This is a genomic window from Streptomyces dysideae, assembly GCF_001514305.1.
In the GTDB taxonomy this organism is placed as follows: Bacteria; Actinomycetota; Actinomycetes; order Streptomycetales; family Streptomycetaceae; genus Streptomyces; species Streptomyces dysideae.
In genome coordinates, this window is record NZ_KQ949091.1 from 94557 (window position 1) to 121438 (window position 26882).

At 71.1% G+C, this 26882-nt stretch carries 24 protein-coding genes and 1 pseudogene; 22 read left to right on the forward strand and 3 right to left on the reverse strand.

Annotated elements, in window-relative coordinates:
• Window positions 1–436, reverse strand: a 436-nt coding sequence (locus AQJ91_RS53775; RefSeq protein ID WP_199848020.1) for a hypothetical protein, incomplete at its 3' end; no start/stop codon positions are given.
• 133 nt (window positions 437–569) lie between these two features.
• On the opposite strand from AQJ91_RS53775, the gene AQJ91_RS25220 reads away from it, so the two are divergent.
• From AQJ91_RS25220 to AQJ91_RS25255, 8 genes are all read left to right on the forward strand, one after another.
• Complete coding sequence (locus AQJ91_RS25220) at window positions 570–1958, forward strand: MFS transporter (protein WP_067026001.1); 1389 nt, start codon at window positions 570–572, stop codon at window positions 1956–1958.
• Between the two features lie 132 nt (window positions 1959–2090).
• A complete protein-coding gene (locus AQJ91_RS25225) occupies window positions 2091–3242 on the forward strand; it encodes a uroporphyrinogen-III synthase (protein ID WP_067026002.1) in 1152 nt (383 codons plus the stop codon).
• 291 nt (window positions 3243–3533) lie between these two features.
• Window positions 3534–4130 (forward strand): CGNR zinc finger domain-containing protein, encoded by a 597-nt coding sequence (locus AQJ91_RS25230; protein WP_067026004.1) that lies wholly within the window; start codon window positions 3534–3536, stop codon window positions 4128–4130.
• Between the two features lie 339 nt (window positions 4131–4469).
• A complete protein-coding gene (locus AQJ91_RS25235) occupies window positions 4470–4991 on the forward strand; it encodes a sigma-70 family RNA polymerase sigma factor (protein ID WP_010039908.1) in 522 nt (173 codons plus the stop codon).
• A gap of 47 nt (window positions 4992–5038) precedes the next feature.
• On the forward strand, window positions 5039–5818 hold the full coding sequence (locus AQJ91_RS25240) for a zf-HC2 domain-containing protein (RefSeq protein ID WP_324618025.1): 780 nt from the start codon (window positions 5039–5041) through the stop codon (window positions 5816–5818).
• Window positions 5819–5909: 91 nt separating this feature from the next.
• Window positions 5910–8228, forward strand: a complete 2319-nt coding sequence (locus AQJ91_RS25245) for a HelD family protein (RefSeq protein WP_067026007.1) — start codon at window positions 5910–5912, stop codon at window positions 8226–8228.
• A gap of 306 nt (window positions 8229–8534) precedes the next feature.
• Window positions 8535–9947: an NAD-dependent malic enzyme gene (locus AQJ91_RS25250; RefSeq protein WP_067026008.1), complete on the forward strand. Its 1413-nt coding sequence runs from the start codon at window positions 8535–8537 to the stop codon at window positions 9945–9947.
• Window positions 9948–10306: 359 nt separating this feature from the next.
• The gene (locus tag AQJ91_RS25255; protein ID WP_007382399.1) at window positions 10307–10588 is read left to right on the forward strand and encodes an HU family DNA-binding protein; all 282 of its coding nucleotides are present in this window, start codon (window positions 10307–10309) and stop codon (window positions 10586–10588) included.
• A gap of 100 nt (window positions 10589–10688) precedes the next feature.
• Here AQJ91_RS25255 and murA read toward each other — a convergent pair whose 3' ends face one another.
• Window positions 10689–12035: a UDP-N-acetylglucosamine 1-carboxyvinyltransferase gene (gene murA / locus AQJ91_RS25260; RefSeq protein WP_067026009.1), complete on the reverse strand. Its 1347-nt coding sequence runs from the start codon at window positions 12033–12035 to the stop codon at window positions 10689–10691.
• Window positions 12036–12299: 264 nt separating this feature from the next.
• Between murA and AQJ91_RS25265 the strand changes: the two genes are divergently transcribed.
• From AQJ91_RS25265 to AQJ91_RS25310, 10 genes and pseudogenes are all read left to right on the forward strand, one after another.
• Complete coding sequence (locus AQJ91_RS25265) at window positions 12300–12872, forward strand: YqgE/AlgH family protein (protein WP_067026011.1); 573 nt, start codon at window positions 12300–12302, stop codon at window positions 12870–12872.
• A 29-nt stretch (window positions 12873–12901) separates the two neighbouring features.
• On the forward strand, window positions 12902–13207 hold the full coding sequence (locus tag AQJ91_RS25270; RefSeq protein ID WP_079085174.1) for a DUF3039 domain-containing protein: 306 nt from the start codon (window positions 12902–12904) through the stop codon (window positions 13205–13207).
• 237 nt (window positions 13208–13444) lie between these two features.
• Window positions 13445–13580 (forward strand): annotated as a pseudogene (locus AQJ91_RS52335) (carbohydrate ABC transporter permease); the annotation flags it as partial.
• Window position 13581: 1 nt separating this feature from the next.
• Complete coding sequence (locus AQJ91_RS25280; protein ID WP_067026020.1) at window positions 13582–15216, forward strand: beta-N-acetylhexosaminidase; 1635 nt, start codon at window positions 13582–13584, stop codon at window positions 15214–15216.
• A gap of 225 nt (window positions 15217–15441) precedes the next feature.
• Complete coding sequence (locus AQJ91_RS25285; RefSeq protein WP_067026021.1) at window positions 15442–16335, forward strand: FAD binding domain-containing protein; 894 nt, start codon at window positions 15442–15444, stop codon at window positions 16333–16335.
• Window positions 16332–17960 (forward strand): 2Fe-2S iron-sulfur cluster-binding protein, encoded by a 1629-nt coding sequence (locus tag AQJ91_RS25290; protein WP_067026022.1) that lies wholly within the window; start codon window positions 16332–16334, stop codon window positions 17958–17960. The genes AQJ91_RS25285 and AQJ91_RS25290 overlap by 4 nt, the downstream gene beginning before the upstream one ends.
• The gene (locus AQJ91_RS25295; protein WP_067026024.1) at window positions 17957–20266 is read left to right on the forward strand and encodes a xanthine dehydrogenase family protein molybdopterin-binding subunit; all 2310 of its coding nucleotides are present in this window, start codon (window positions 17957–17959) and stop codon (window positions 20264–20266) included. The genes AQJ91_RS25290 and AQJ91_RS25295 overlap by 4 nt, the downstream gene beginning before the upstream one ends.
• Window positions 20267–20378: 112 nt before the next feature.
• Window positions 20379–20912 carry an AAA family ATPase gene (locus AQJ91_RS25300; protein ID WP_067026027.1) on the forward strand — a complete coding sequence of 178 codons (534 nt, stop codon included), beginning with the start codon at window positions 20379–20381 and terminating at the stop codon, window positions 20910–20912.
• Between the two features lie 276 nt (window positions 20913–21188).
• Window positions 21189–22355: an SUKH-4 family immunity protein gene (locus tag AQJ91_RS25305; protein ID WP_067026029.1), complete on the forward strand. Its 1167-nt coding sequence runs from the start codon at window positions 21189–21191 to the stop codon at window positions 22353–22355.
• Window positions 22356–22398: 43 nt separating this feature from the next.
• Window positions 22399–22884 (forward strand): GNAT family N-acetyltransferase, encoded by a 486-nt coding sequence (locus AQJ91_RS25310; protein WP_067026190.1) that lies wholly within the window; start codon window positions 22399–22401, stop codon window positions 22882–22884.
• Here AQJ91_RS25310 and AQJ91_RS25315 read toward each other — a convergent pair.
• Complete coding sequence (locus AQJ91_RS25315; protein WP_067026030.1) at window positions 22849–23862, reverse strand: helix-turn-helix transcriptional regulator; 1014 nt, start codon at window positions 23860–23862, stop codon at window positions 22849–22851. The two genes, AQJ91_RS25310 and AQJ91_RS25315, sit on opposite strands and share 36 nt — an antisense overlap.
• 172 nt (window positions 23863–24034) lie before the next feature.
• Here AQJ91_RS25315 and AQJ91_RS25320 point away from each other — a divergent pair, with 172 nt between their 5' ends.
• The 4 genes from AQJ91_RS25320 to AQJ91_RS25335 all read left to right on the forward strand — a co-directional run bounded on the left by AQJ91_RS25320 (window position 24035) and on the right by AQJ91_RS25335 (window position 26864).
• Window positions 24035–24496 carry a VOC family protein gene (locus AQJ91_RS25320; RefSeq protein ID WP_067026032.1) on the forward strand — a complete coding sequence of 154 codons (462 nt, stop codon included), beginning with the start codon at window positions 24035–24037 and terminating at the stop codon, window positions 24494–24496.
• Between the two features lie 308 nt (window positions 24497–24804).
• On the forward strand, window positions 24805–26286 hold the full coding sequence (locus AQJ91_RS25325; RefSeq protein ID WP_067026192.1) for an MFS transporter: 1482 nt from the start codon (window positions 24805–24807) through the stop codon (window positions 26284–26286).
• A gap of 12 nt (window positions 26287–26298) precedes the next feature.
• The gene (locus AQJ91_RS25330) at window positions 26299–26496 is read left to right on the forward strand and encodes a hypothetical protein (RefSeq protein ID WP_060892904.1); all 198 of its coding nucleotides are present in this window, start codon (window positions 26299–26301) and stop codon (window positions 26494–26496) included.
• Entirely contained in the window at window positions 26496–26864 is a 369-nt protein-coding gene (locus AQJ91_RS25335; protein ID WP_067026033.1) for a type II toxin-antitoxin system death-on-curing family toxin, read from the forward strand. The genes AQJ91_RS25330 and AQJ91_RS25335 overlap by 1 nt, the downstream gene beginning before the upstream one ends.
• The last annotated feature ends 18 nt before the right edge of the window (window positions 26865–26882 follow it).

Here is a 26882-nt window from a genome sequence, read left to right on the forward strand (position 1 = left end):
CGGCTTCGGCGGCCAGTCTGTGGCTCCTGGCCCTGGCGGCTTCGGCGGCCAGTCTGCGGCTCCTGCCCCTGGTGGTTACGGCAGTCAGTCTGCGGCTCCCGCTCCCGGTGGTTACGGAAGCCAGCCCGCGGCTCCCGGCCCCAGTGGCTACGGCCAGCCGGCCCCCGCTCCGTACGCCCACCCGCAGCAGCCCCCGGCCCCGGGCCCCTATGCCCAGCCCTATCCCCAGCAGCAGTACCCCCAGCCCCAGCAGCAGCCCTACGCCCAGCCGCCGGAGCAGCCCCAGCCGCAGCAGCCCCAGCAGTACCCCCAGCCCCAGCCGCCCCACCCCGGCCAGCAGTACCCCCAGCAGAACCCCCACGGGCAGCCCCAGAACCCGCCGCAGCACTGACGCCCAGGCCACTCCTTCATAACGGACGGCCGCAGAACCTCTCATCCCGCCTCCTCCCGGGGTGAGAGCAAAGTTCCTTTCCGGTCACCCGGTGCCACAGTGTGGAAACGCGCCCTCCCTACCTTCGGGACTCAGCCACTCGTAGTTATGACCGAGCCCGGAGCACCGTGGAGGCGTAATGACAGCCCCAAGCACCGCCAGTGCATCCCACAAGGGATCCCACTGGATCGAGCAGTGGGACCCCGAGGACGAGACCTTCTGGGAGTCGGAAGGCAAGCACATCGCCCGACGGAACCTGATCTTCTCGGTGATCTCCGAGCACATCGGGTTCTCCGTGTGGAGCATGTTCTCCGTACTGGCCCTGTTCATGGGCCCCGAGTACGGGATCGACCCGGCCGGCAAGTTCTTCCTGGTGGCCGTGGCCTCGCTGGTCGGCGCCATCCTGCGGGTGCCCTACGGCTTCGCGGTCGCCCGTTTCGGCGGCCGGAACTGGACCATCTTCAGCGCGGGCCTCCTGCTGCTGCCGACCACGGCACTACTGATCGTGATGGAGCCCGGCACCTCGTACGCCACCTTCATGGCGGTCGCGATCCTCACCGGTGTGGGAGGGGCGAACTTCGCCTCCTCCATGACCAACATCAACAACTTCTACCCGCTGCGCCTCAAGGGCTGGGCTCTCGGCATGAACGCGGGCGGCGGCAACATCGGCGTCGCCGTGGTCCAGCTGCTGGGCCTGCTGGTCATCGGCGTCGCCGGCGCCGGTCACCCGCGCGTGCTGCTGTCGATCTACATTCCGCTGATCGTCGTGGCGACCGTGCTCAGCGCACGCTGCATGGACAACCTGGGGCCGGTGCGCAACGACACCGGTGCGGCCAAGGAGGCGGTGAAGGAGGGGCACACCTGGATCATGTCCTTCCTCTACATCGGGACCTTCGGCTCCTTCATCGGCTACAGCTTCGCCTTCGGCCTCGTGCTGCAGAACCAGTTCGGCCGTACGCCCCTGCAGGCGGCCGCGCTCACCTTCATCGGCCCGCTGCTGGGCTCGCTGATCCGGCCCGTCGGCGGTCAGCTCGCCGACCGGATCGGCGGTGCCAAGGTCACGCTGTGGAACTTCGCGCTGATGGCCGTCGCGACCGCCGTCATCGTCACCGCGTCGGTGCGGGAGTCGCTGCCGCTGTTCATCGGCGGCTTCATCACTCTCTTCATCCTCACCGGCCTGGGCAACGGCTCGACGTACAAGATGATCCCCGGCATCTTCCGGGCCAAGGCCGCGGCGAAGGGGATGGCCGGAGAGGACGCGGCCGTCTACGCCAGGCGGTTGTCCGGTGCCTCCATGTCCCTGATCGGTGCGGTCGGCGCGCTCGGCGGCCTCGGCATCAACCTGGCGCTGCGGCAGTCCTTCCTCTCCGTCGGCAGCGGGACCGGAGCCTTCGTGGCCTTCCTCGTCTACTACGGCACCTGCTTCGTGGTCACCTGGGCCGTATACCTTCGCCGCCCGGCGTCCGCCAAGGCCCAGGTCACGGCCGCATCGGAGGCGAAGCCGCAGCTCAGCTACGCCGAGGTGTGACGTAACACCGTCGACATCTAGCCGAACCGAGCCTGTCACGCACCATTGACAGGCTCGATCGGCATGTAGGTGTCGACTTGTGGGCGAATCCGCCCAGACAAGTGCAACGACTCGAGTGCGGGACGAGAGTTTATGTACGACGAAAAGCAGCAACCTCAACACGGGCCCCTCGCGGGGTTCACCGTGGGCGTCACCGCCGCGCGCCGAGCCGATGAGCTGGGGGCGCTGCTCCAGCGGCGCGGTGCCGCCGTCCTGCATGCCCCGGCCCTGCGGATCGTGCCGCTCTCCGACGACAGCGAGCTCCTCGCCGCAACCAAGGACGTCATCCACCAGAAACCGGACGTCGTGGTCGCCACCACCGCGATCGGTTTCCGCGGCTGGGTCGAGGCCGCCGACGGATGGGGCCTGGGCGAGGACCTGCTGGACCGGCTGCGCGGTGTGGAGCTGCTCGCGCGCGGTCCCAAGGTCAAGGGCTCGATACGGGCCGCCGGGCTGACGGAGGAGTGGTCGCCGTCGTCCGAGTCCATGGCCGAGGTGCTCGACCGGCTCCTGGAGGAGGGCGTCGAGGGCCGCCGTATCGCCCTCCAGCTGCACGGCGAGCCGCTGCCTGGCTTCGTGGAGGCGCTGCGGGCCGGGGGAGCGGAGGTGCTGGGCATTCCCGTCTACCGGTGGATGCCGCCGGAGGACATCACGCCGGTCGACCGGCTGCTGGACGCGACGGTGTCCCGGGGCCTGGACGCGCTGACCTTCACCAGCGCGCCGGCGGCCGCGTCCCTCCTGTCGCGGGCCGAGCACCGGGGCCTGCTCGCCGAGGTGCTGGCCGCTCTCCACCACGACGTCCTCCCCGCCTGTGTGGGACCGGTCACCGCACTGCCCCTCCAGGCCCACGGCATCGACACGGTCCAGCCGGAGCGCTTCCGCCTCGGCCCGCTCGTCCAGGTCCTCTGCCAGGAACTGCCGGGCCGCGCCCGCACCCTGCCGATCGCCGGCCACCGGATCGAGATCCGCGGTCACGCGGTCCTGGTCGACGGCGAGCTGCGCCCGGTCCCGCCGGCCGGCATGTCGCTGCTCCGCGCCCTGTCCCGGCGCCCCGGCTGGGTGGTCGCCCGCTCCGAACTCCTGCGCGCCCTCCCGGGCGCGGGCCGCGACGAACACGCGGTGGAGACGGCGATGGCCCGACTCCGCACGGCCCTCGGAGCGCCGAAGCTGATCCAGACGGTGGTCAAGCGGGGCTACCGGCTGGCACTGGACCCGTCGGCGGACACGAAGTACGCGGACGTGTGACCAGGTACCCGGCGCCGGGGTCGGCACCCGGCGCCGGTGCCGCCCTCGCCGGGGGCCGCCGCCCCCAGACCCCCGCTTCGGCCTGAACAGCCTCGTCCTCAATCGCCGGACGGGCTGGGTTGCCACGGAACACGCCCCCCGGACGCGCGCTGGCCCAAGCTCGCGTCGACGCACCGCCGGTACGAGGGGTTCCGGCCGCGGGAGCGGGCAGGCACTGTTAGAGGGAACGGTTCCCCCACCTCTCCTCATGGCGTCTCATGACCGGGGTAATCCCTAGGCGGTGACAGGCACATGGCACTGGGTACGGCCACTGCCGCGTACGAGCTGCGGTTCGACTCCGGGCGGATCTGCCTGGATCTCCTCGCGACCACACATCCCGAGGAACGGTTCGACTCGGTCGAGGTGCTGTGCGCCTGGATCACCGGATCGGGACTCGTCCCGCCCGGCACGCGGCTGGCGCACGCCGATGCCTCCTGGCTGGTCGCCTTCCGTGAACTGCGCGGACAGCTCGGCCAGTTGGTGCGCGGCAGCCTCGCCCCCGAGCCCTGGCCGTCATACGACCGTGCCCTCGCCCGGGTGAACGACCTCGCCCGCACCGCGCCCCCGGCCCCGCGGGCCGTACGCGGCGAGGACGGCACCCTCGTACGGGAGTTGGAGCGGCCGCCGGAGTGCGCCGCGCTGCTCGGCGCCATCGCGCGGGACGCCGTGGAACTGCTCACCGATCCCGTCGCGCGGGCGTGTCTGCGGGAGTGCGCGGGCGACAACTGCCCCATCGTGTACCTCGACACGTCCCGCGGCCGCCGGAGGCGCTGGTGCTCCAGCGAGGTCTGCGGGAACCGCGAAAGGGTGGCCCGGCACCGCCGCCGAGCCGCCCTCGCACGCGCCTGAGCGACCCGCACGCCCGGCTGAGGGTCCGTTATGCGGCTTGTATGGCACGGCAGTCGAAGTGATTTCGATTACACGTCGTTTATCTTGGCCGCCCCACGGGCAGCCGCCGAGATCTTGCCGATGTGGCGGAAATGTAAAGATCGCGCGGTGGGAATGTGCGCTCATGTCCCCCTCGTCATGACACCCAGAAGAAAACTGTCGCCTCCGTTTGAACACTCAACACGCCCCTTGCGTACCGGTGATTGAGCGACCGACTGGGGGAACCCCCGGACATCGGAGGTGGGCGTGCGCAAGGATTCCGTCGTGGCCAATGAACGTGGATCGAGGGCCCGACATCGCATGTCCCAGCCCTCGGAACCTGATGAGGAGCTGATGCGTGCTCTGTACAGAGAACACGCCGGACCCCTCCTGGCGTATGTCCTTCGGCTGGTCGCCGGTGATCGGCAGCGAGCAGAGGACGTTGTGCAGGAGACACTCATCCGTGCCTGGAAGAACGCCGGCCAGCTCAATCGAGCGACCGGATCGGTACGCCCCTGGCTGGTGACGGTCGCCCGGCGCATCGTCATCGACGGCCACCGAAGCCGGCAGGCCCGGCCGCAGGAGGTCGATCCGTCGCCGCTGGAGGTCATCCCCGCGGAGGACGAGATCGACAAGGCGCTGTGGTTGATGACGCTGTCGGACGCGCTCGACGACCTGACTCCCGCCCATCGGGAGGTGCTCGTCGAGACGTACTTCAAGGGGCGTACGGTCAATGAGGCGGCCGAAACCCTGGGCATACCCAGCGGAACCGTCCGCTCCAGGGTGTTCTACGCCCTGCGCTCGATGAAGCTGGCACTGGAGGAGCGGGGGGTGACGGCGTGATGAGTGTTTACGGGGGTTCCCAGGGGTTCGGTGCAGGTGGTTCGGGTATGTCTGGAGCCATGCAGGGACATCCGGGCCCGAGCGAGCACGAGACCGTCGGCGCCTACGCCCTCGGCATCCTCGACGACTCCGAGGCAACCGCTTTCGAAATGCATCTCGCGACCTGCGAGTGGTGCGCCCAGCAGCTCGACGAACTCGCCGGCATGGAGCCGATGCTGGCCGCCCTCGCGGACCTGCCGGGCTCCGGTACACCCGCCATCGGCGAGTCGCTCTCCTCGAAGCCCAGCCCTCGGCTGGTCAACAAGCTCGTCGACGAGGTCTCCGAGCGCCGCGCCCAGAAGCGCCGGCGCGGCTTCTACCTGGTGGCGGCCGCGGCCGCGCTGATCATCGGCGGCCCGCTGGTCGCCGTGGGTGCGACCGGCGGCGGCGAATCGAGCAGCGGCGGCAACACGACCCTCTCGGCGAGCCCGGCCAAGACCCTCTTCGACGGCATGGGCGACAAGCTCTCGGCGACCGACCCGTCCACGGACGTGAGTGCGACCGTGGCCATGGAGGAGAAGGACTGGGGCACCCAGGCGGTCCTCGAACTGAAGAACGTCAAAGGCCCGCTCAAGTGCGCCCTGATCCTCGTCGGCAAGAACGGCGAGCGGGAGACGGTCGCGTCCTGGTCCGTCCCGAACTGGGGCTACGGCCTCCCGGACGCCAAGACCGAGAAGGCCAAGAACCCGCTCTACATCACCGGCGGCGCGGCCATGTCACCGGACGAGATCGATCACGCGGAGGTCGTGACCTTCGACGGGAAGCGGCTCGTCGAGATCGATGCGTGAATCGCTGAGCGCGCATACATCGCTTCCGTAGCTTTACCGGGTCCCCTTCGCGTACGGTTGACGGCTGCCCAGCACGTCAGAAGGGGGCCCGGTGGCCGCTCAGGCTCATCAATCTGCGGTCGGCTCGGTTCACGATTCGGTTCGTGACCGGGAGATCAGCGTCGAACAGGAACACCTGGACCGGGTGTACCGGCGTCTTGAGGAGAAGATCCACGAGGCCGAGTTCCTGATGAACGACGCGGCCAAGCGCGGCCAGGTCGGCACGCCCGGTGCCCTGGCCGAGCGGGACGCGCAGGTGTTCCGGGCCGGCATCCACCTCAACCGGCTCAACAACGAGTTCGAGGACTTCCTCTTCGGCCGGATCGACCTGCTCCTCGGCAAGGACGGCAAGAAGGGCCCAGACGGCGCCTACACCGCCGTGGAACCCGCCGACGGCGCGGTACGCGACGACAGCACCGCCGACATCGCCGAGACCCTGCACATCGGCCGCATCGGCGTCCTGGACTCCGACTACGCCCCGCTGGTCATCGACTGGCGGGCGCCGGCCGCCGCGCCGTTCTACCGGTCCACCCCGGTCGACCCCGGCCGGGTCGTGCGCCGCCGCGTCATCCGCTCCAAGGGCCGCCGGGTCCTCGGCGTCGAGGACGACCTGATGCGCCCCGAGCTGAAGGCCGTCCTCGACGGCCACGAACTGCCCGTCATCGGCGACGGCGCCCTCATGGCCGCCCTCGGCCAGGCCCGCAGCCACACCATGCGGGACATCGTGGCGTCCATCCAGGCCGAGCAGGACCTGGTCATCCGCGCCCCCGCCGCCTCCGTGACGTACGTCGAGGGCGGCCCCGGCACCGGCAAGACCGCCGTCGCCCTGCACCGCGCCGCCTACCTCCTCTACCAGGACCGGCGCCGGTACGCGGGCGGCATCCTCATCGTCTCCCCGACCCCGCTGCTGGTGGCGTACACCGAGGGCGTGCTGCCCTCCCTCGGCGAGGAGGGCCAGGTCGCCATCCGGGCCATCGGCTCCCTCGTCGACGGGATGGAGGCCACGCTCTACGACTCCCCGTCGGTGGCCCGCGCCAAGGGCTCGTACCGCATGCTCAAGGTGCTGCGGAAGGCCGCCCGCGGAGCCCTGGAGCTGAACGATTCACCGACCCGTCTTCGGGTCGTCGCCTTCGGCCGCCGCCTGGAGCTGGAGGCCGACGATCTGAACCGCATCCGGCACAACGCGCTGGGTGGCACCGCCCCGGTGAACCTGCTCCGCCCCCGCGCCCGCAAGCTCCTCCTAGACGCCCTGTGGGACCGGTCGGGCGGCGCCGACCGGCACACCGACCCGGAGCTGGCCGCCGAACTGCGCTCCTCCTTCGACGAGGACGTGACGAGCGAGGACAGCTTCATCGACTTCCTGGGCGCCTGGTGGCCGGAGCTGACCCCGAAGTCCGTCCTCACGGCCATGGCGGACGAACGGCGCCTCGGCCGCTGGGCCCGCCGCATCCTGAACCCCGGCGAGGTCCGCAAGGTCGCCCGCTCGCTCCGGCGCGACGGCTGGTCCGTGCACGACATCGCCATGCTCGACGAGCTCCAGTCGGTCCTCGGCACCCCGGCCCGCCCCCGCAAGCGGCGCGACCTGGACCCGCTCGACCAGCTCACCGGCCTGGAGGAGCTGATGCCGGTCCGTGAGGAGTCGCAGCGCGAGCGGGCCGAGCGGCTCGCCCAGGAGCGCACCGAGTACGCCCACGTCATCGTCGACGAGGCCCAGGACCTCACGCCCATGCAGTGGCGCATGGTCGGCCGCCGCGGCCGGCACGCCACCTGGACGGTCGTCGGCGACCCGGCCCAGTCCTCCTGGTCCGACGTCGACGAGGCGGCCGAGGCCCGCGACGAGGCCCTCGGCAGCCGCCCGCGCCGCCGCTTCCAGCTCACCGTGAACTACCGCAACCCGGCCGAGATCGCCGAGCTGGCCGCCAAGGTACTGGCGCTCGCCATGCCCGGCTCGACCTCACCGTCGGCCGTACGGTCCACGGGCGTCGAGCCGCGTTTTGTGGCAACGAACCATGGACGCGGCACTGCCGTACCGGACTCGCTCGCGAAGACCGTCCGCGAGGAGGCCGGCCGGCTGCTGGACCGCGTCGACGGCACGGTCGGCGTCGTCGTCGCCATGCAGCGCCGCGAGGAGGCCGCCCGCTGGCTCACCGGGCTCGGCGACCGCGTGGTGGCGCTGGGCAGCCTGGAGGCGAAGGGCCTGGAGTACGACGCGACGGTCGTCGTCTCGCCCGCGGAGATCGCCGACGAGAGCCCGGCCGGCCTGCGGGTGCTGTACGTCGCCCTGACCCGGGCCACCCAGCAGCTGACGGTCGTCTCGGCCGACCGCGACGAGCCTGACGCGCAGGGCGTGCCGGACCTGCTCAGAGACTGAACCGCGGCCAACTCGCGGGACGGGAATGGGCTAACGGGATCTGTTTGTTAGCCTGGGTGTGGCACCGGCTCGATCCAAGCCCCCGGGCCCAACCTTCGTCGCTACGAGCGACCACTTGCCGCGAGGCGAGCATGGCGGGTCGGTGCCACTGACCGTGCGAGAGGCCCACGTCACCACATGTGACGTGGGCCTCTTTCGCTGTGAACAAAACGTTCGCAATCCGGGGTGGCTAACGCCTACCCGGGAGTAGGTGCGACCATCGGACGGCATAATCCAGCGACACGGTGAAAGCAGAGGAAGTCGGCCATGGCAACGGCGCCCAGCGTCTCCTACTCGATGACGGTCCGGCTGGAGGTGCCCGCGAGCGGAACCGCGGTCTCCCAGCTCACCGGGGCCGTCGAGTCACACGGAGGCTCGGTCACCGGCCTCGACGTCACCGCCTCCGGGCACGAGAAGCTCCGGATCGACGTCACCATCGCGGCCACCTCCACCGCGCACGCCGACGAGATCGTCGAGCAGCTGGGCGGCATCGAGGGCGTCACGCTGGGCAAGGTCTCGGACCGTACCTTCCTCATGCACCTCGGCGGCAAGATCGAGATGCAGTCCAAGCACCCCATCCGCAACCGTGACGACCTCTCGATGATCTACACGCCGGGTGTGGCCCGGGTGTGTATGGCGATCGCCGAGAACCCCGAGGACGCCCGCCGCCTCACCATCAAGCGCAACTCCGTTGCGGTCGTGACGGACGGCTCCGCCGTGCTGGGCCTGGGCAACATCGGTCCCAAGGCCGCGCTGCCGGTCATGGAGGGCAAGGCGGCCCTCTTCAAGCGGTTCGCCGGCATCGACGCCTGGCCGCTCTGCCTCGACACCCAGGACACCGACGCGATCGTCGAGATCGTCAAGGCCATCGCCCCCGGGTTCGCCGGCATCAACCTCGAGGACATCTCCGCCCCCCGCTGCTTCGAGATCGAGGCGCGGCTGCGCGAGGCCCTCGACATCCCGGTCTTCCACGACGACCAGCACGGCACCGCGATCGTCGTCCTCGCCGCCCTCACGAACGCGCTGCGCGTGGCCGGCAAGGCGATCGAGAACATCCGCGTCGTCATGTCCGGTGCCGGCGCCGCCGGTACGGCCATCCTCAAGCTCCTGCTCGCCGCCGGCGTGAAGAACGCCGTCGTCGCCGACATCCACGGCGTGGTGCACGCCGGCCGCGAGGACCTGGTCGACGCCGCCGCCGACTCGCCGCTGCGCTGGATCGCCGACAACACCAACCCCGAGGGCCTCACGGGCACGTTGAAGGAGGCCGTGCGTGGCGCGGACGTCTTCATCGGCGTCTCCGCCCCGAACGTCCTGGACGGCGACGACGTGGCCGCCATGGCCGACGACGCGATCGTGTTCGCGCTCGCGAACCCGGACCCCGAGGTGGACCCGGCGATCGCCCGTCAGACGGCGGCGGTCGTGGCCACCGGGCGTTCCGACTTCCCGAACCAGATCAACAACGTCCTGGTCTTCCCCGGTGTCTTCCGCGGCCTCCTGGACGCCCAGTCCCGCACGGTCAACACCGACATGATGCTGGCCGCCGCGAAGGCGCTGGCGGACGTGGTGACCGAGGACGAGCTGAACGCGAACTACATCATCCCGAGCGTCTTCAACGACAAGGTCGCGGGCGCCGTGGCCGGCGCGGTGCGCGAGGCCGCGAAAGCCGCGTCCGCGGAGTGACCAGGACATCGAGCGGCTGTGCGGCGGCTGTGGGGCTGTGAGGATCGCCACGCCGGGCCGGAACTCCGGCGCGTCGTGGAACCAAGCGCCTCCGGCCGCCGTTTATGGTGTCGGCCAGGCTCAAGCCCTCGACGGAGCGTCACCATGCCTCGGCCGTGGCGCTCCTCGTGTGACTCCCAAGGGTGTTCTCACGCCTCCTGGGGGTGCCGGATTGGCTTTCCCGCCGCAGGTAGGGGCAGGATGCGTCCCTGGGCGCGAGGGTCTGACGACGGACCCGGGTCCGGGGACTCACCGAGGACCCTGGCAGCATCGGCTTCGATCGCACGCCTCAACGGCAAGAAGAACACGGGAGTAACAACATGAACCGCAGTGAGCTGGTGGCCGCGCTGGCCGACCGCGCCGAGGTGACCCGCAAGGACGCCGACGCCGTGCTGGCCGCGTTCGCCGAGACCGTCGGCGAGATCGTCGCCAAGGGCGACGAGAAGGTCACCATCCCCGGCTTCCTGACCTTCGAGCGCACGCACCGTGCCGCTCGCACCGCGCGCAACCCCCAGACCGGCGACCCGATCCAGATCCCGGCCGGCTACAGCGTGAAGGTCTCCGCGGGCAGCAAGCTCAAGGAAGCGGCCAAGGGCAAGTAAGCCTTCGCGTACGCGACGACACCGCGTACGAGGCTCAGCAACGCCAATGGGGCGGCCCCCCTCACCGGGGGCCGCCCCATTGGCGTACTCAGGCAGTGGACTATCCGAGCGCCTTGCCGGGCAGCTCCACCTTCGCGCCCAGTTCCACAAGCTTCTCCATGAAGTTCTCGTAGCCCCGGTTGATGAGGTCGATGCCGTGGACGCGGGACGTGCCCTGGGCCGCCAGGGCCGCGATCAGGTACGAGAAGCCGCCGCGGAGGTCGGGGATGACCAGGTCGGCGCCCTGGAGCTTGGTCGGGCCCGAGACGACCGCGGAGTGCAGGAAGTTGCGCTGGCCGAAGCGGCAGTTCGAACCGCCCAGGCACTCGCGGTAGAGCTGGATGTGGGCGCCCATCTGGTTGAGCGCGGACGTGAAGCCCAGCCGGGACTCGTAGACCGTCTCGTGGATGATGGACAGGCCCGTGGCCTGCGTCAGGGCCACCACCAGCGGCTGCTGCCAGTCGGTCTGGAAGCCGGGGTGGACGTCCGTCTCCAGCGCGATGGACTTCAACTGGCCGCCGGGGTGCCAGAAGCGGATGCCCTCGTCGTCGATCTCGAAGGCACCGCCCACCTTCCGGTAGGTGTTCAGGAACGTCATCATCGAGCGCTGCTGGGCGCCGCGGACCAGGATGTTGCCCTCGGTCGCCAGCGCCGCGGACGCCCAGGAGGCGGCCTCCAGGCGGTCCGGGAGGGCGCGGTGGTTGTAGCCGCCGAGGCTGTCCACACCGGTGATGCGGATGGTCCGGTCGGTGTCCATCGCGATGATGGCGCCCATCTTCTGCAGGACGCAGATGAGGTCCTCGATCTCCGGCTCCACGGCCGCGTTCGAGAGCTCGGTGACGCCTTCGGCGAGCACGGCCGTCAGCAGCACCTGCTCGGTCGCGCCGACGGACGGGTACGGCAGCTTGATCTTGGTGCCGCGCAGCCGCTGCGGAGCCTCCAGATACTGGCCGTCCGCCCGCTTCTCGATCTTCGCGCCGAACTGCCGCAGCACCTCGAAGTGGAAGTCGATGGGCCGGCCGCCGATGTCGCAGCCGCCGAGACCCGGAATGAACGCGTGGCCCAGACGGTGCAACAGCGGGCCGCAGAACAGGATCGGGATGCGGCTCGAACCGGCGTGGGCATCGATGTCGGCGACGTTCGCGCTCTCCACGTGCGAGGGGTCCATCACCAGCTCGCCCGGCTCCTCGCCCGGACGGACCGTCACCCCGTGCAGCTGCAGCAGCCCGCGTACGACGCGCACGTCACGGATGTCCGGCACGTTGCGCAGCCGACTTGGCGCACTGCCCAGCAGCGCGGCGACCATGGCCTTCGGTACGAGGTTCTTCGCACCGCGGACACGGATCTCGCCCTCCAGCGGGGTTCCGCCGTGGACAAGCAGTACGTCATCAGTGCCGTTGACGGTCATGTATCTCGCGTTCCGATGAGTTGGGCAGGGGCCGAGGAGACAGGGTAATCGCCGCCGCCCCCCCTTCTGTAAGCCCGAAGACGGCCCAGGAACGTCATGGCTCTGTCACAACACGAAGCGTTCCCCGTCGGGCACATGGGGTCACCGTGGCGGTTGTGCGCCCCGGGGGTGCGCCGGGTCGCCCTGAGCTGCGTGCACTCCCCTGAAGAGCCCGTGTGGGGATTGCCTCTCCACGCGGAGGGAAGATGCGGGATCATGTCTGGCATGACCGAGGTGTCCTCGCTCACAGGGCGGTTGCTCGTGGCTACGCCCGCCCTGGCGGACCCGAACTTCGACCGTGCGGTGGTGCTCCTTCTCGACCACGACGAGGAGGGCTCCCTCGGTGTCGTCCTCAACCGTCCGACCCCCGTGGACGTGGGCGACATCCTGGAGGGCTGGGCGGACCTGGCCGGCGAACCCGGCGTCGTCTTCCAGGGCGGCCCGGTCTCCCTCGACTCGGCCCTCGGCGTCGCCGTCATCCCCGGCGACGCGACCGGCACGAGCGCCCCGCTGGGCTGGCGCCGGGTGCACGGCGCGATCGGTCTGGTCGACCTGGAGGCGCCGCCGGAACTCCTGGCCTCCGCCCTCGGATCCCTGCGCATCTTCGCCGGATACGCCGGCTGGGGCCCCGGCCAGCTGGAGGACGAGCTGGTCGAGGGCGCATGGTACGTCGTCGAGTCCGAACCCGGCGACGTCTCCTCCCCGTCCCCGGAGAGACTCTGGCGCGAGGTGCTGCGCCGCCAGCGCAGCGAACTCGCGATGGTGGCCACGTACCCGGACGACCCTTCGCTCAACTGATGGCTGTGAGCTTCAGTACCCTGGCTCCTATGAGCACTCTTGAGCCTGAGACCCAGCCGCAGCGCGGGACTGGAACGGGGACCCTCGTAGAGCCGACGCCGCAGGTGTCCCACGGCGACGGTGACCACGAGCGCTTCGCCCACTACGTCCAGAAGGACAAGATCATGGCGAGCGCCCTCGACGGTACCCCCGTCGTGGCGCTCTGCGGCAAGGTCTGGGTGCCCGGCCGCGACCCGAAGAAGTACCCGGTGTGTCCCATGTGCAAGGAGATCTACGAGTCGATGGGCGCCGGCGGCGACAAGGACAAGAGCGGCAAGGGCGGCGACAAGAAGTAGCCCTTCCCGACTGAGCTGAGCGAAGGCCCTCGGGGTGCACTGCGATGTGCGCCCCGAGGGCTTTCGTGTGTCACGAAGTGGTTGAGACCTCTTGTGGACATGTTCATGTCCAGGCCGAATCGGTGGCCCCGGGACGGCGAGAACGCGGTGGACCAGAACACCCAACACCGTTCGGGGTGTTCGGCTGAGCATGAGTTCTGGCAACAGGACTCACCCCCGCTCAGTTTCTGGGAACGGTTGGTGGCCACGAGTGTTTTTTCCTTCATCTCGGCCTGGAACGACTTCCTGTTCGCCAATTCGTTCATCATCAGCGACACCTCGATTCGTGCAGCGGCGGCTGGTCTCCGGACTGGGCGGCGCGGTAAAGGACTGATGTGACTTCTCCGACGGAACTGATTCCCGCGCCCCGCAGCGTCGTCGCCGGTTCCGGCGAGGTGCGGCTGACGGCGCGCTCCCAGCTCTACGCCGGCACCGCGACGCAGGGCGTCGGTCACTGGCTGCGCACCGTCCTCCGGGAGGCCACCGGCCTGCCGCTGCGCGAGGGGAGGGAACTCGACGACATCGAAGGCGGCGGCATCGGGCTCCAGCTCGTGCCCGAACTCGGCCCCGAGGAGTACCGCCTCGTCAGCGACCGGACCAGCGTCCTCATCGAGGGCGGCAGCGCGGCCGGTGTCTTCTGGGGCGCCCAGACACTGCGGCAACTCCTCGGCCCCGATGCGTACCGCAGGGCCCCGCTCAGTCGCGACCGCACCTGGGCCGTGCCGCACCTCACGATCGAGGACGCCCCCCGCTTCCGCTGGCGCGGCCTCATGCTCGACGTGGCCCGGCACTTCATGCCCAAGGACGGCGTCCTGCGGTACCTGGACCTGATGGCCGCCCACAAACTCAACGTCTTCCACTTCCACTTGACGGACGACCAGGGCTGGCGGATCGAGATCAAGAAGTACCCCCGGCTGGCCGAGGTGGGCTCCTGGCGATCACGTACGAAATTCGGCCACCGGGCCTCCCCGCTCTGGGAGGAGAAGCCACACGGTGGCCACTACACCCAGGACGACATCCGGGAGATCGTCGCCTACGCCGCCGCGCGGCATATCACCGTCGTCCCGGAAATCGACGTACCGGGACACTCGCAGGCCGCGATCGCCGCGTACCCGGAACTCGGCAACACCGATGTCATCGACACGACCTCCCTCTCCGTCTGGGACACCTGGGGCATCTCTCCGAACGTACTCGCCCCCACTGACAACACCCTGCGCTTCTACGAGGACGTCTTCGAGGAAGTGCTCGATCTGTTCCCCTCGGACTTCGTTCACGTCGGTGGTGACGAATGCCTCAAGGACCAGTGGCGGCAGTCGCCGGCCGCGCAGGCGCGGATCAGGGAACTCGGGCTCGCGGACGAGGACGGGTTGCAGTCGTGGTTCATCGGCCACTTCGACCGGTGGCTCACCGCGCGCGGGCGCAGGCTCATCGGCTGGGACGAGATCCTGGAGGGCGGGCTCGCGGCCGGGGCGGCCGTGTCGTCGTGGCGCGGCTACCAGGGCGGGATCGCCGCCGCGCGGGCCGGGCACGACGTCGTCATGTGTCCCGAGCAGCAGGTGTACCTGGACCACCGGCAGGACGCGGGTGCGGACGAGCCGGTCCCCATCGGCCACGTCCGCACCCTGGAGGACGTGTTCCGGTTCGAGCCCGTTCCACCGGAGTTGACGCCGGACGAGGCAGGGCACGTGCTCGGCACGCAGGCCAATGTGTGGACCGAGGTGATGGAGGACCACGCGCGCGTGGACTACCAGGCCTTCCCGAGGCTTGCCGCGTTCGCCGAGGTGGCCTGGAGTCGCCTGCCCGCCCCGGCGGAACGGGACTTCGCGGACTTCGAGCGGCGGATGGCCGTCCACTACCGGCGACTTGACGCGCTCGGGGTCGGTTACCGGCCGCCCGCGGGACCGCTGCCGTGGCAGCGGCGCCCCGGTGTGCTCGGCCGCCCGATCGAGGGACCGCCCCCGAACAAGTAATGGAAAAACCCCGGCAGGTTCACCGAAGAGTGGCAATTTGCGCGCACCGGTGATGCCGTGCGAAAACGGATAATATCGCCAGCGAGGTGGGTGAATGCCTCCTAGCGGACCCCCGCGTTCGTGCCCTGCGAAGATGTGCCAGAGTTGCCACGTCCGCCCTGTCAGCACGTACCGTACGGCAGCAACAGGTGGGACCAGGTGGGGCAGCGGGAAGGGGTAGCCGGTTTGACCACGCACGCACCGCAGGCGGCGCAGGCCGTCACGCTGCCCACGACGCTGGACGAGGCCGTGGCGGCCCTCGCGGCCACGCCGGCCGCCGTGCCCGTCGCGGGCGGCACCGACCTCATGGCCGCCGTCAACTCGGGACAGCTCAGGCCCGCCGCGCTGGTCGGCCTCGGCCGGATCAGCGAGATCCGCGGCTGGCAGTACCAGGACGGCCACGCCCTGCTGGGCGCGGGCCTCACTCACGCGCGGATGGGCCGCCCCGACTTCGCGGCCCTGATTCCGGCGCTCGCCGCGTCGGCGCGCGCCGCGGGCCCGCCGCAGATCCGCAACGCGGGCACGCTCGGCGGCAACATCGCATCGGCCGCCCCTACGGGGGACGCGCTGCCCGTGCTGGCCGCCCTGGAGGCGACGCTGATCATCGCGGGCCCGGGCGGAGCCCGCCGGGAGATCCCGGTGTCGCATCTGCTGGCCGGCATGGAGATGCTGCGGGCCGGTGAACTCATCGGCTTCGTGCGCGTGCCGCTGCTGCACGCCCCGCAGGTCTTCCTCAAGGCGACCGGCCGCACCGGCCCCGGCCGCTCCATGGCGTCCGTCGCGCTCGTCCTCGACCCCGCCCGGCGCGGAGTCAGGTGCGCCGTCGGTGCCATAGCGCCCCTGCCGCTGAGGCCCCTGGATGCCGAGCAGTGGGTCGCCCGGCTGATCGACTGGGACAACAACCGCGCGATCGTCCCCGAGGCGCTGAACGCCTTCGGCGAGTACGTCGCCGTGGCCTGCATCCCCGACCCGGGCCCGGCCGAGGACGGCTCCGTAGCGCAGCATCCGCCCGCCGTACTGCACCTGCGGCGCACCGTCGCCGCACTGGCCCGACGAGCACTGGGGAGGGCGCTGTCGTGACCGACGACCAGCACGGAGAGGGAGCGCCCCAGGGCGCGGGCCGCTGGGACCCGCTGCCCCATGGTGACTACGACGACGGCGCCACCGCCTTCGTGAAACTCCCCGAAGGGGGCGTCGACGCCCTCCTGGCCTCCTCGGACACCCCGCTCGCCGCGCGGGGCCACGGCTATGTGCCGCCGCAGCTGGCGGCCGCTCCCGAGGGCACAGACCCGGCGGCCGCCGGCACCTGGGCCGCGCCCGCCGAGGGCACGCAGTGGCCGGACCCGAACGCCGTGCCCCAGGGCGCCGGCAACGACCGGTTCACGTACCAACCCGGCGCCACCCAGCAGTGGAACTTCTCGGAGACCTCGGCCCCCCAGGAGCCCGCTCCCGCACCCGGGCACGACGTGACCGGCGAGTGGTCGATTCCCGTCGCCGGAGGTGATCTTCCGGACGAATCGGGCGAGTTCACCACATCCTCGCTCGTCGAGCAGTGGGGCGGCGGCACACCCCCGGCCACGCTGCCCGGCGGCGCGCCCGCGCCCTGGGCGACACAGGCGCCAGGACAGCCCTGGGGACAGCAGGCGGAGGCGTTGCACGCGCCCGAGCAGGGCGGCACGCACGGCGGCGAGCAGGCGCCCGCGCAGGACAGGTCCGGCCCGGACGGGCACGCGCACGTGACGCCCGGTCAGGAGGCGCAGGCACACGCGCACGTGCCCGCGCCGCGTGCGGAGGCCGTCGCGGAGCCGTACGCGGAGTCGCCGCCAGAGCCCTCCGCCGGCCCCGCCCCGGAGGCCGTACAGCCCGCTCCCGCGACCGATGGGGCACCCGAGGACGCCCTGGATGCCCCGGCCCCCGCAGAGGCCGCTGAGACCCCTGCCGAGCCTCCCACGGAGCCCGCCCCGGACGCCCCGGAAGCGGACGCCGAAGCGGAACCGGAATCCGCCCCGGACCCCGGACCGGAGGCCACCGAGGAGCAGCCCGCCGCGTACCCGGGCGAGGAACACCCCCTCGCCTCCTACGTCCTGCGCGTCAACGGCGTGGACCGCCCCGTCACCGACGCGTGGATCGGCGAGTCGCTGCTCTACGTGCTGCGCGAGCGCCTCGGCCTCGCGGGCGCCAAGGACGGCTGCTCGCAGGGCGAGTGCGGGGCCTGCAACGTCCAGGTCGACGGGCGCCTGGTCGCCTCCTGCCTGGTACCGGCCGTGACCGCCGCCGGCAGCGAGGTCCGTACGGTCGAGGGCCTGGCCGTCGACGGACAGCCGTCGGACGTGCAGCGCGCGCTGGCTCGGTGCGGCGCCGTGCAGTGCGGCTTCTGCGTGCCCGGCATGGCGATGACCGTGCACGACCTGCTGGAGGGCAACCCGGCGCCGACCGAACTGGAGACCCGCCAGGCGCTGTGCGGCAACCTGTGCCGCTGCTCCGGCTACCGGGGCGTCGTGGCGGCCGTCCAGGAGGTCGTCGCCGAACGCGAGGCACACGCCGCGGGCGACGAGGCCGAACAGGACGGCGACGAGGCGCGTATCCCTCACCAGGCGGGCCCCGGGGCCGGCGGCGTCAACCCGTCGGCGTTCGAGGCACCCGGAGCCATGGATCCGCCGCGTTCGCATGACCAGGTGTACGGACAGGACGGAGGCCAGGCGTGAGCAACGAAGCCGCCACCGCGACCACAGCCGCGGAGGCAGCACCCGCCCCCGAGCCGATCCCGCACGGCCTCGGCGTCGCCCTGCCGGCCGCCGACGCCCGCGCCAAGACCGAGGGCACCTTCCCGTACGCGGCCGACCTGTGGGCCGAGGGCCTGCTGTGGGCGGCCGTACTGCGCTCCCCGCACGCGCACGCGCGCATCGTGTCCATCGACACCTCCCACGCGCGCGAGATGCCCGGCGTACGGGCCGTCGTCACGCACGAGGACGTCCCCGGCAGCCCGCGCTGCGGCCGCGGCAAGCCCGACCGCCCGGTGTTCGCCTCCGAGGTCGTACGCCACCACGGCGAGCCCATCGCCGCCGTCGCAGCCGACCACCCCGACACCGCGCGCATGGCCGCGGCCGCCGTCATCGTCGAGTACGAAGTACTCGACCCGGTGACCGACCCCGAGCAGGCCTTCGAGGCCGAGCCGCTGCACCCCGACGGCAACCTGATCCGGCACATCCCGCTCAGCCACGGCGACCCGGGGGCGGCCGGCGAGATCGTCGTCGAGGGCCAGTACCGCATCGGCCGCCAGGACCCGGCCCCTATCGGCGCCGAGGCGGGCCTCGCGGTACCGCGCCCCGACGGCGGCGTGGAGCTCTACCTGGCGTCGACCGACCCGCACGCCGACCGTGACACGGCCGCCGCCTGCTACGGCCTGCCACCCGAGCAGGTGAAGATCGTGGTGACCGGCGTCCCCGGCGCCACCGCCGACCGCGAGGACCAGGGCTTCCAGGTCCCGCTCGGCCTGCTGGCGCTGCAGACCGGCTGCCCGGTGAAGCTGACGGCCACGCGCGAGGAGTCGTTCCTCGGCCACACCCACCGGCACCCCACCCTGCTGCGCTACCGCCACCACGCGGACGCCGAGGGCAAGCTGGTGAAGGTCGAGGCACAGATCCTGCTCGACGCGGGCGCGTACGCCGACACGTCCTCCGACGCCCTGGCCGCCGCGGTGGCCTTCGCCTGCGGCCCGTACGTCGTCCCGAACGCCTTCATCGAAGGCTGGGCGGTCCGCACCAACAACCCCCCGTCCGGCCATGTGCGCGGCGAGGGCGCGATGCAGGTCTGCGCGGCCTACGAAGCGCAGATGGACAAGCTCGCGAAGAAACTCGGCATCGACCCGGCGGAGCTGCGCCTGCGCAACGTCATGGCGACGGGCGACGTGCTGCCCACGGGCCAGACGGTGACCTGCCCGGCCCCCGTGGCCGAACTCCTGCAAGCGGTGAGGGACTTCCCGCTGCCGCCGCTGCCGAAGGACACGCCCGAGGACGAGTGGCTGCTGCCCGGCGGCCCCGAGGGCGCGGGCGAACCGGGCGCGGTGCGCCGGGGCGTGGGCTACGGCCTGGGCATGGTGCACATGCTCGGCGCCGAGGGCGCGGACGAGGTCTCCACGGCGACGGTGAAGGTCCAGGACGGCGTGGCGACGGTGCTGTGCGCGGCCGTCGAGACGGGCCAGGGCTTCACGACGCTGGCCCGGCAGATCGTCCAGGAGACGCTGGGCATCGACGAGGTGCACGTCGCCCCGGTCGACACCGACCAGCCGACGGCCGGCGCGGGCTGTCGCGGCCGTCACACCTGGGTGTCGGGCGGCGCGGTGGAGCGCGCGGCGAAGATGGTCCGCACGCAGCTGCTCCAGCCGTTGGCGCACAAGTTCGGCATGTCGACCGAACTGCTGCAGATCACCGACGGCAAGATCACGTCGTACGACGGCGTCCTGTCGACCACCGTCACCGAGGCGATGGACGGCAAGGAACTGTGGGCCACGGCCCAGTGCCGCCCGCACCCCACCGAGCCGCTGAACGAGTCCGGCCAGGGCGACGCCTTCGTGGGCATGGCCTTCTGCGCGATCCGCGCGGTGGTGGACGTGGACATCGAACTGGGCTCGGTACGGGTGGTGGAACTGGCGCTCGCCCAGGACGTGGGCCGGGTCCTCAACCCCGCTCAGCTGTCGGCGCGCATCGAAGCGGGCGTCACCCAGGGCGTGGGCATCGCGCTCACCGAGAACCTCCGCACGGCACGCGGCCTGATCCGCCACCCCGACCTCACCGGCTACTCCCTGCCGACGGCCCTGGACGCCCCCGACATCCGGATCGTGAAACTGGTCGAGGAGCGCGACGTCGTCGCCCCCTTCGGTGCGAAGGCGGCGAGCGCGGTACCGGTGGTCACCTCCCCGGCGGCGATCGCGTCGGCGGTGCGGGCGGCGACGGGCCGCCCCGTGAACCGCCTCCCGATCCGCCCGCAGGCGGCGGTGGTGACGGCACAGTGACCGAGGAGCCGCGATGTGAACCGCCGCCCACTGTGGGCAAGTCGGCGGTGTGGATCGCGGTGTTCCCGCTCGCGGCGGTTGTTGTGGTGCTGGGTGGCGTGTATCTGACGTGATGCGTGGGGTCGTGCTGATCACCGGTGTCATGGCGGCGGGCAAGTCGACGGTCGCGCAGGCGCTGGCGGAGCGGCTGCCGAGGGCGGCGCATGTACGCGGTGATGTCTTCCGGCGGATGATCGTCTCGGGTCGCGAGGAGTACGAGCCCGGTGCGGACGCCGGCGGCGAGGGTGAGGCCCAGCTCCGGCTGCGGTACCGGCTGTCGGCGGCGACGGCGGACGCATACGCGGAGGCCGGTTTCACGGCGGTGGTGCAGGACGTGGTGCTGGGCGAGGACCTGGCAGCGTACGTGGGCCTGGTGCGCACCCGCCCGCTTTGTGTGGTCGTCCTGGCGCCGGGCCCCGAGGTCGTGGTGGCGCGGGAGGCGGGGCGGGCGAAGACGGGGTACGGGGCCTGGACGGTCGAGGCGCTGGACGGGGCGCTGCGGGCACGGACGCCGCGGATCGGGCTGTGGGTGGACTCGTCGGAGCTGACGGTGGGGGAGACCGTGGAGGCGATTCTGGCGGGGCGGGAACGCGCGCGGGTGGTCTGAGCGTCTTCAGGGGCGGGCGTTGGTGCTGGTCCGGGGCGTTGTCAGTGGTGGCGCGTAGTGTTCTGGACAGTGGGAATGGCTGCCGAACCTGGTGGTTGGCCAGCAGGCCGGCGGGCCGTTTCCTGCCCGGGAACTGAGGCCTGGGTCCGGGGACTGAGGTCTGGGGACTGACGTCTGGGGGCTGAGGTCTGGTCTGGGGACTGGGACTGGGACCGGGATTTGGGGACTGGGACCGGGGATTGTGAGCAAGCACATGCGGGGGAGCTGGGGGAGCCCATGAGCACGACCTATGCCGGAGGTACGGCGATCACTCTGACCGAGGCGGACCTGGATCCGTACGTCACACACGCGTCGACGCGGCGGTGGCTGACGGGGCCCGGACTGCCGGGCGACAGCGGCGTGTTGACCTTCGCGGCGCTGAGCGAGGACGGCCTGCGGACGGTGGCGGACACGACGGGCGACCCCGAGGACCGGCTGGCGGGGGAGCTGCGGGACCAGTTGGTGATAGGCGGGCTGCTCGGCCCCGGAGGCATGGAGACGGAGTCGGTTCTGCTCGACGGCGAGACGGGGGAGATCTCGACGACGTACTTCCTGCACGACCGCCCGGACCTGATGGACCGCCGCCCGCTGGCGCCCTCGCTGGCCACTCTCGTACGTTTCGCGGCGGCGACGGACGAACTGGCGGCGTTGCGAGGCCAGTTCGCCTCGTACGTAGGCCGGTACGGCTCGAAGGCGGTGGCGGAGGCCTCCGGGCAACTGCTGGCGATCTTCGAGGAGGGAACGGACGGCGAGCTGCCGCCGTTCTGGAAGATGGCGGCCCTGATCCGCCCCCTGTCCCTGGTGGCCGGCCGTGCCGGAGTGTCGGGCCTGGCCCTGGACCTCCCACTGCGGCTCCTGGACCAGGAGTTCGGCCGGGGCAAGGTCGTGCGCTACGAGGACGTCGACTTCCCCACGACACTCACCCACGAACCGACCCGCCGCTTCCTGCGCGAGGTGGGTCTCCCGGAGGACGGCTTCCTCTTCGCCCTGGACACGGAGGTCCCGCTCCCGACGCTGACCGAGCACTACGCGGACGCCGCCGGTTCGACCGAACTCCCTTCCCGGCCCGATCACTTGATACGCCTGGGCGGACTCATCGAGGACAACTGCCTGGTGGTGGACGGCGAGACGGGCGCGATCCTGAACTGGAGCGAGCCCGAGGCGAAGCTGTACCCGTTGAACACGGACGTCTCGACCCTCGCCTTCACCCTCTGGATGCTGCACCGGGAGAAGGCGATCGACGAGGAGTTGACGGGCGAGCTGACGACGGACGCGTACGACCAGCTGGCGATGACGATGCTCCAGGTCCTGTCGACGATCGACGTGACCGGCACCAGGACGGGCAAGGGCGACTGGCACTACTGGACGGAGCTGTTCCAGGACGAGGCGGGTGGGGTGCTCTGAAATCCACGGGCGGGAGGTGATCGCGCGGCAGCACAATGCCCCGATGGGCAACATCACCATCCGCCCGGCGAAGCAGGACGAGTTGGCGGCGGTGGCAGCCCTCCGCCGGCAGTGGATCACGGAGCAGGACGCCACCCCGCCTGCCACGGAATGCGCGGACTTCATAAGCGAGTTCGTCACCTGGGCGAAGGACAATGAGTCCTCTCACCGCTGCATGGTCCTGCTCCGCGACACGGAGATCATTGGCATGGCCTGGCTTGCGCTCCTGCCCCGAGTCCCGACGCCATACGCACTGAACCGGGCGTCCGCCGACGTCCAGTGCGTCTACGTGGTCCCGGAGGCGAGGAACGAGGGCCTGGGCGGCCGTCTGATCGAGGCCACTCTGGCTGCGGCGAGCGACCTGGGCGTGGAACGCGTAACGGTCCATTCCTCCCCCCTAGCGATCCCGGCGTACACCCGGCACGGCTTCGAGCCGTCGCCGCGGTTGCTCCAGTCACACGTGGCCGTCACCCATGTCCGGCACAGGTGAGACCGTTGCACCGGCCGACAGCAGCCTCTGCGCCAGCGCGCGACAGCGCCTTCCGAGCCCCGGAGGGTCGAGTACCTCGAAGTCGTGCCCCAGCAGGAGTACGTGCATGAGCACGTAGTCGAGGCTGCCGGCGCCGCTGAGTACCTCGCAGAGCTCGCTCCCGCGCGGTCGAACGAGGGCTGCCGACGCCGGGATCTGCGCGCGCACCGTGTCAGCCGACGCGTGCACGAGGAAGCGTGCCTGGTGCGGGTAGACCCGGCTCGCCACACCCTCCTGCACGTACGTCGCCGCGTCGGGCGCCGCGCGCGGGCGGAAGCGCCAGGTCCGTGCGGACACGTCGGTCATCCGGTCGACGCGGAAGCTGCGCCAGTCGTCGCGATCGAGGTCGTAGGCGAGGAGGTACCAGCGCCGGTCGGAGGTGACCAGGCGGTAGGGCTCGACCCGCCGACGTCGCACCTCGCTCCCGGACGGTCCGGACGGGTAGTCGAAGCCAGCCTCGACCTCGTCGCGACAGGCTCTGGCCAGCGTCATGAGCACCTCGGGGTCGACCGGCGTGCGGCCTCCGCCAAAGGACTCCACCGAGCCGGAGAGCGCCCGCACCTCGTGCCGAAGCCGGGTGGGCAGCACCTGGTCGAGCTTGGTCAGCGCCCGGAGCGCGGCGTCGCCGGCGCCGCCACCCGCGCCACCCGCGCCGGCGAGCAGCGAGACCGCGGTGGCGATCGCCTCCTCGTCGTCGAGAAGCAGCGGCGGCAGGTCCTGCCCCGGGCCGAGTCGGTAGCCGCCGCCGACACCCTGGCCGGCATGCACCGGATAGCCGAGCGTGCGCAGCCGCTCGACATCACGCCGTACCGTGCGCGGCGTGACCCCGAGCCGCTCGGCGAGCTCGGGGCCGGTCCAGACCTGGCGCTGCTGCAGCAGCCCGAGCAGGGTGAGCACCCGCTCCGTCGTACCCCGCTCGTTACCGCTTGCCGCGTCCATGCCGCCCACCCTCCCAGAAATAGCGGACCGATCCTGTCCGCCAGGGATGTCACGGTGGCTCCATGGCCGCGGACGAGCTCGACTGGAACCGGACGTTGCGCGAGCAGTGCTCCGGCTGCCTGCTGCGCGACCTCCGCCTGCACACGAAAGCCGCTACGAACGGAGCACCCCGATGAGCCGCCACCTCCAGGTCACCTTCGACGCCCACGACCCGCGCGCGCTGTCGTCCTTCTGGCGCGACGTACTGGGCTACGTCCACCCGGGTCCGCCCGGAGCCGATCTCCCCGCGGACGCCGACCCGCTGGCCGCGTGGGACGACTTCCTCGCGCGGATCGGCGTACCGGAGGAGCAGCGCAACACGAGATCGGCCATCGAGGACCCGGAGGGGCACGGTCCACGGCTGTTCTTCCAGCAGGTGCCGGAGGACAAGGTCGCCAAGAACCGCGTCCACCTCGACGTCCGCGCGGCTCCCGGACTGCAGGGGGAGGAGCGGATGGCGGCGCTGGAGGCCGAGTGCGACCGGCTGGTTGCGCTGGGAGCGACGCGGGTACGTCGCCACGAGCCCGCTCCCCCGATGAGCTCCGGCTTCATCGTCATGACCGACCCGGAGGGCAACGAGTTCTGCCTGGACTGAGGCGGCTCAGCTGTAGTCGCGGAGCCGCGGCCGGTCTTGACCGATGCACCGGTGCTTCCCGGTTTTGCCTGGTCAAGGCGGTAGAGGCCGTGGCCGGATTCGAACCCACGTAACTCGCTTCCACACCCTTCATGTTCCGAAACGGAGTCCGAGGTGCTCGTACACTCCCGCGCCGACGGGGAGTTCGACCCACAGATGTTCGTCTCTTACTGGGGTGCCGCCCACGACGGTTCGTACGACCAAGGTCGCAGACCGAGGCCTGCTTTGGACAGGGGTCAAAGTGGGTTGTGGGGCTTACGCTGGCCCGCATGACCCCGTTGGAACCACGCGACACCGGCGTCGCGGAGAGCCCTGACCTGCCGTCCCTCCCAGAAGAGGGGGGTGTGTTGAGTCGGCCTTATCGAGCGCTCAGTGTCGGGATCGTCTCCGTTGTGCTGGTGTTCGCGTTCGAGGCCACCGCGGTGGGGACGGCGATGACCGTCGCCGCGCGGGAGCTGGACGGGGTGGCGTTGTACGCGTTCGCCTTCTCCGGGTACTTCACCACCAGCCTGTTCGGGATGGTGCTCGCGGGGCAGTGGTCGGACCGGCGGGGGCCGCTCGGGGCGCTCACCACGGGGATCGGGGCCTTCGCTGCGGGGCTGCTGCTCGCCGGGACCGCGACGGACATGTGGTTGCTCATCGCCGGGCGGGCCGTGCAGGGGCTGGGGGGCGGGCTGGTCATCGTCGCCCTGTACGTCGTGATCGGGCGGGCCTATCCGGAGCCGTTGCGGCCGGCGATCATGGCGGCGTTCGCGGCGAGCTGGGTCGTGCCGTCGGTCGTCGGGCCGCTCGGAGCGGGGGCGGTGACCGAGCATCTGGGGTGGCGGTGGGTGTTCGTCGGGATTCCGGTGCTTGTGGTGTTTCCGCTGGCGCTCGCTCTGCCGCAGATACGGCGTCGGGCCGGCGGTGCGGTCGAGGGGGTCGGCGGTGGCGCCTCCTTTGACCGGCGGCGTATTCGGCTTGCCCTCGGGATCTCCCTCGGCGCGGGGCTGTTGCAGTACGCCGCCCAGGATCTGCGGCCGCTGTCCCTCGTGCCGGGTGCCGTCGGTGTCGCGCTGCTCGTGCCGGCCGTGCTCGGGCTGCTGCCGCGCGGGACGTACCGGGCGGCGCGCGGGCTGCCGTCGGTCGTGCTGCTGCGCGGGGTCGCCTCGGGGGCGTTCATCTCCGCCGAGTCCTTCGTGCCGTTGATGCTGGTGACCCAGCGGGGGCTGTCGCCGACGCTCGCCGGGTTCTCGCTCGCGGCCGGTGGCGGGACGTGGGCGCTGGGGTCGTGGGTGCAGTCGCGGCCGCGGGTGGAGCCGTACCGGGAGCGGCTGGTGACGGCCGGGATGCTGCTGGTGGCCGTGTCCATCGCGGCCGCGCCGAGCGTGCTGATCGACTCCGTGCCCGTCTGGACCGTCGCCGTCGCCTGGGGCTTCGGCTGCTTCGGGATGGGCCTGGTGATCTCCTCCACCAGCGTGCTCCTGCTCCACCTCTCCGCCCCGGAGGAGGCCGGTACCAACTCCGCGTCCCTCCAGATCTCCGACGGACTGTCCAATGTCGTGCTGCTGTCCATCGGGGGTGCCGCGTTCGCCGCGCTGGGCGGCGGCGCGGTGAGCCATGCGGCGACGGAGGCGGCCGGGTCGCATCCGGGGGCGTTCGCCGCGGTGTTCCTGCCGATGGCGGGGGTGGCGTTGGCGGGGGCGTGGGTGGCCACGCGGTTGCGGGGCCCGCTGAGTGATGCCGCAGTGACACCGACTGGTACCACGTAGTACCGTCGAGGCATGGCTGGACTGAACCTGCGGTTTACGGACGAAGAGCTCGACGCCCTGCGTGAGCGTGCGGCGGCGGAAGGGCGCAGCATGCAGGCCTTCGCGCACGACGCGGTGGTCGCGGCCATAAACGAGCACTCGCGGCTGTTCAACGAGGCGGCCGAGCATGTGCTGAAGGCCAGCGCCGAGCTGAACCGGAGGCTCGCCTGATGCACTACCTCACGCTGCCCGAGCTGCTGAACCTCGCTCAGCGGCTTGGTGCGGACGAGGTGCGCGACTACGGGCTCCTGGACTCGGCGCTCACGCGCCCGCAGTCGAGCGTGTTCGGGCAGGACGCCTATCCGGACGTATGGCAGAAGGCCGCGGCGCTGATGGAGTCCCTGGCCCGTAATCACGCCCTCGTCGACGGCAACAAGCGCATCGCCTGGTATGCGACCTGGGTCTTCCTGCACATGAACGGGCACCCCCTGGACGCGGACTTCGACGTCGACGAGGCCGAGCAGTTCGTGCTGGACGTCTGTCAGGGCGCCTTGGACGTGTCCAAGATCGCCGCCCAGTTGCCCCGCTTCGCGCGCTGACCGAGCGGCCGCACGTTC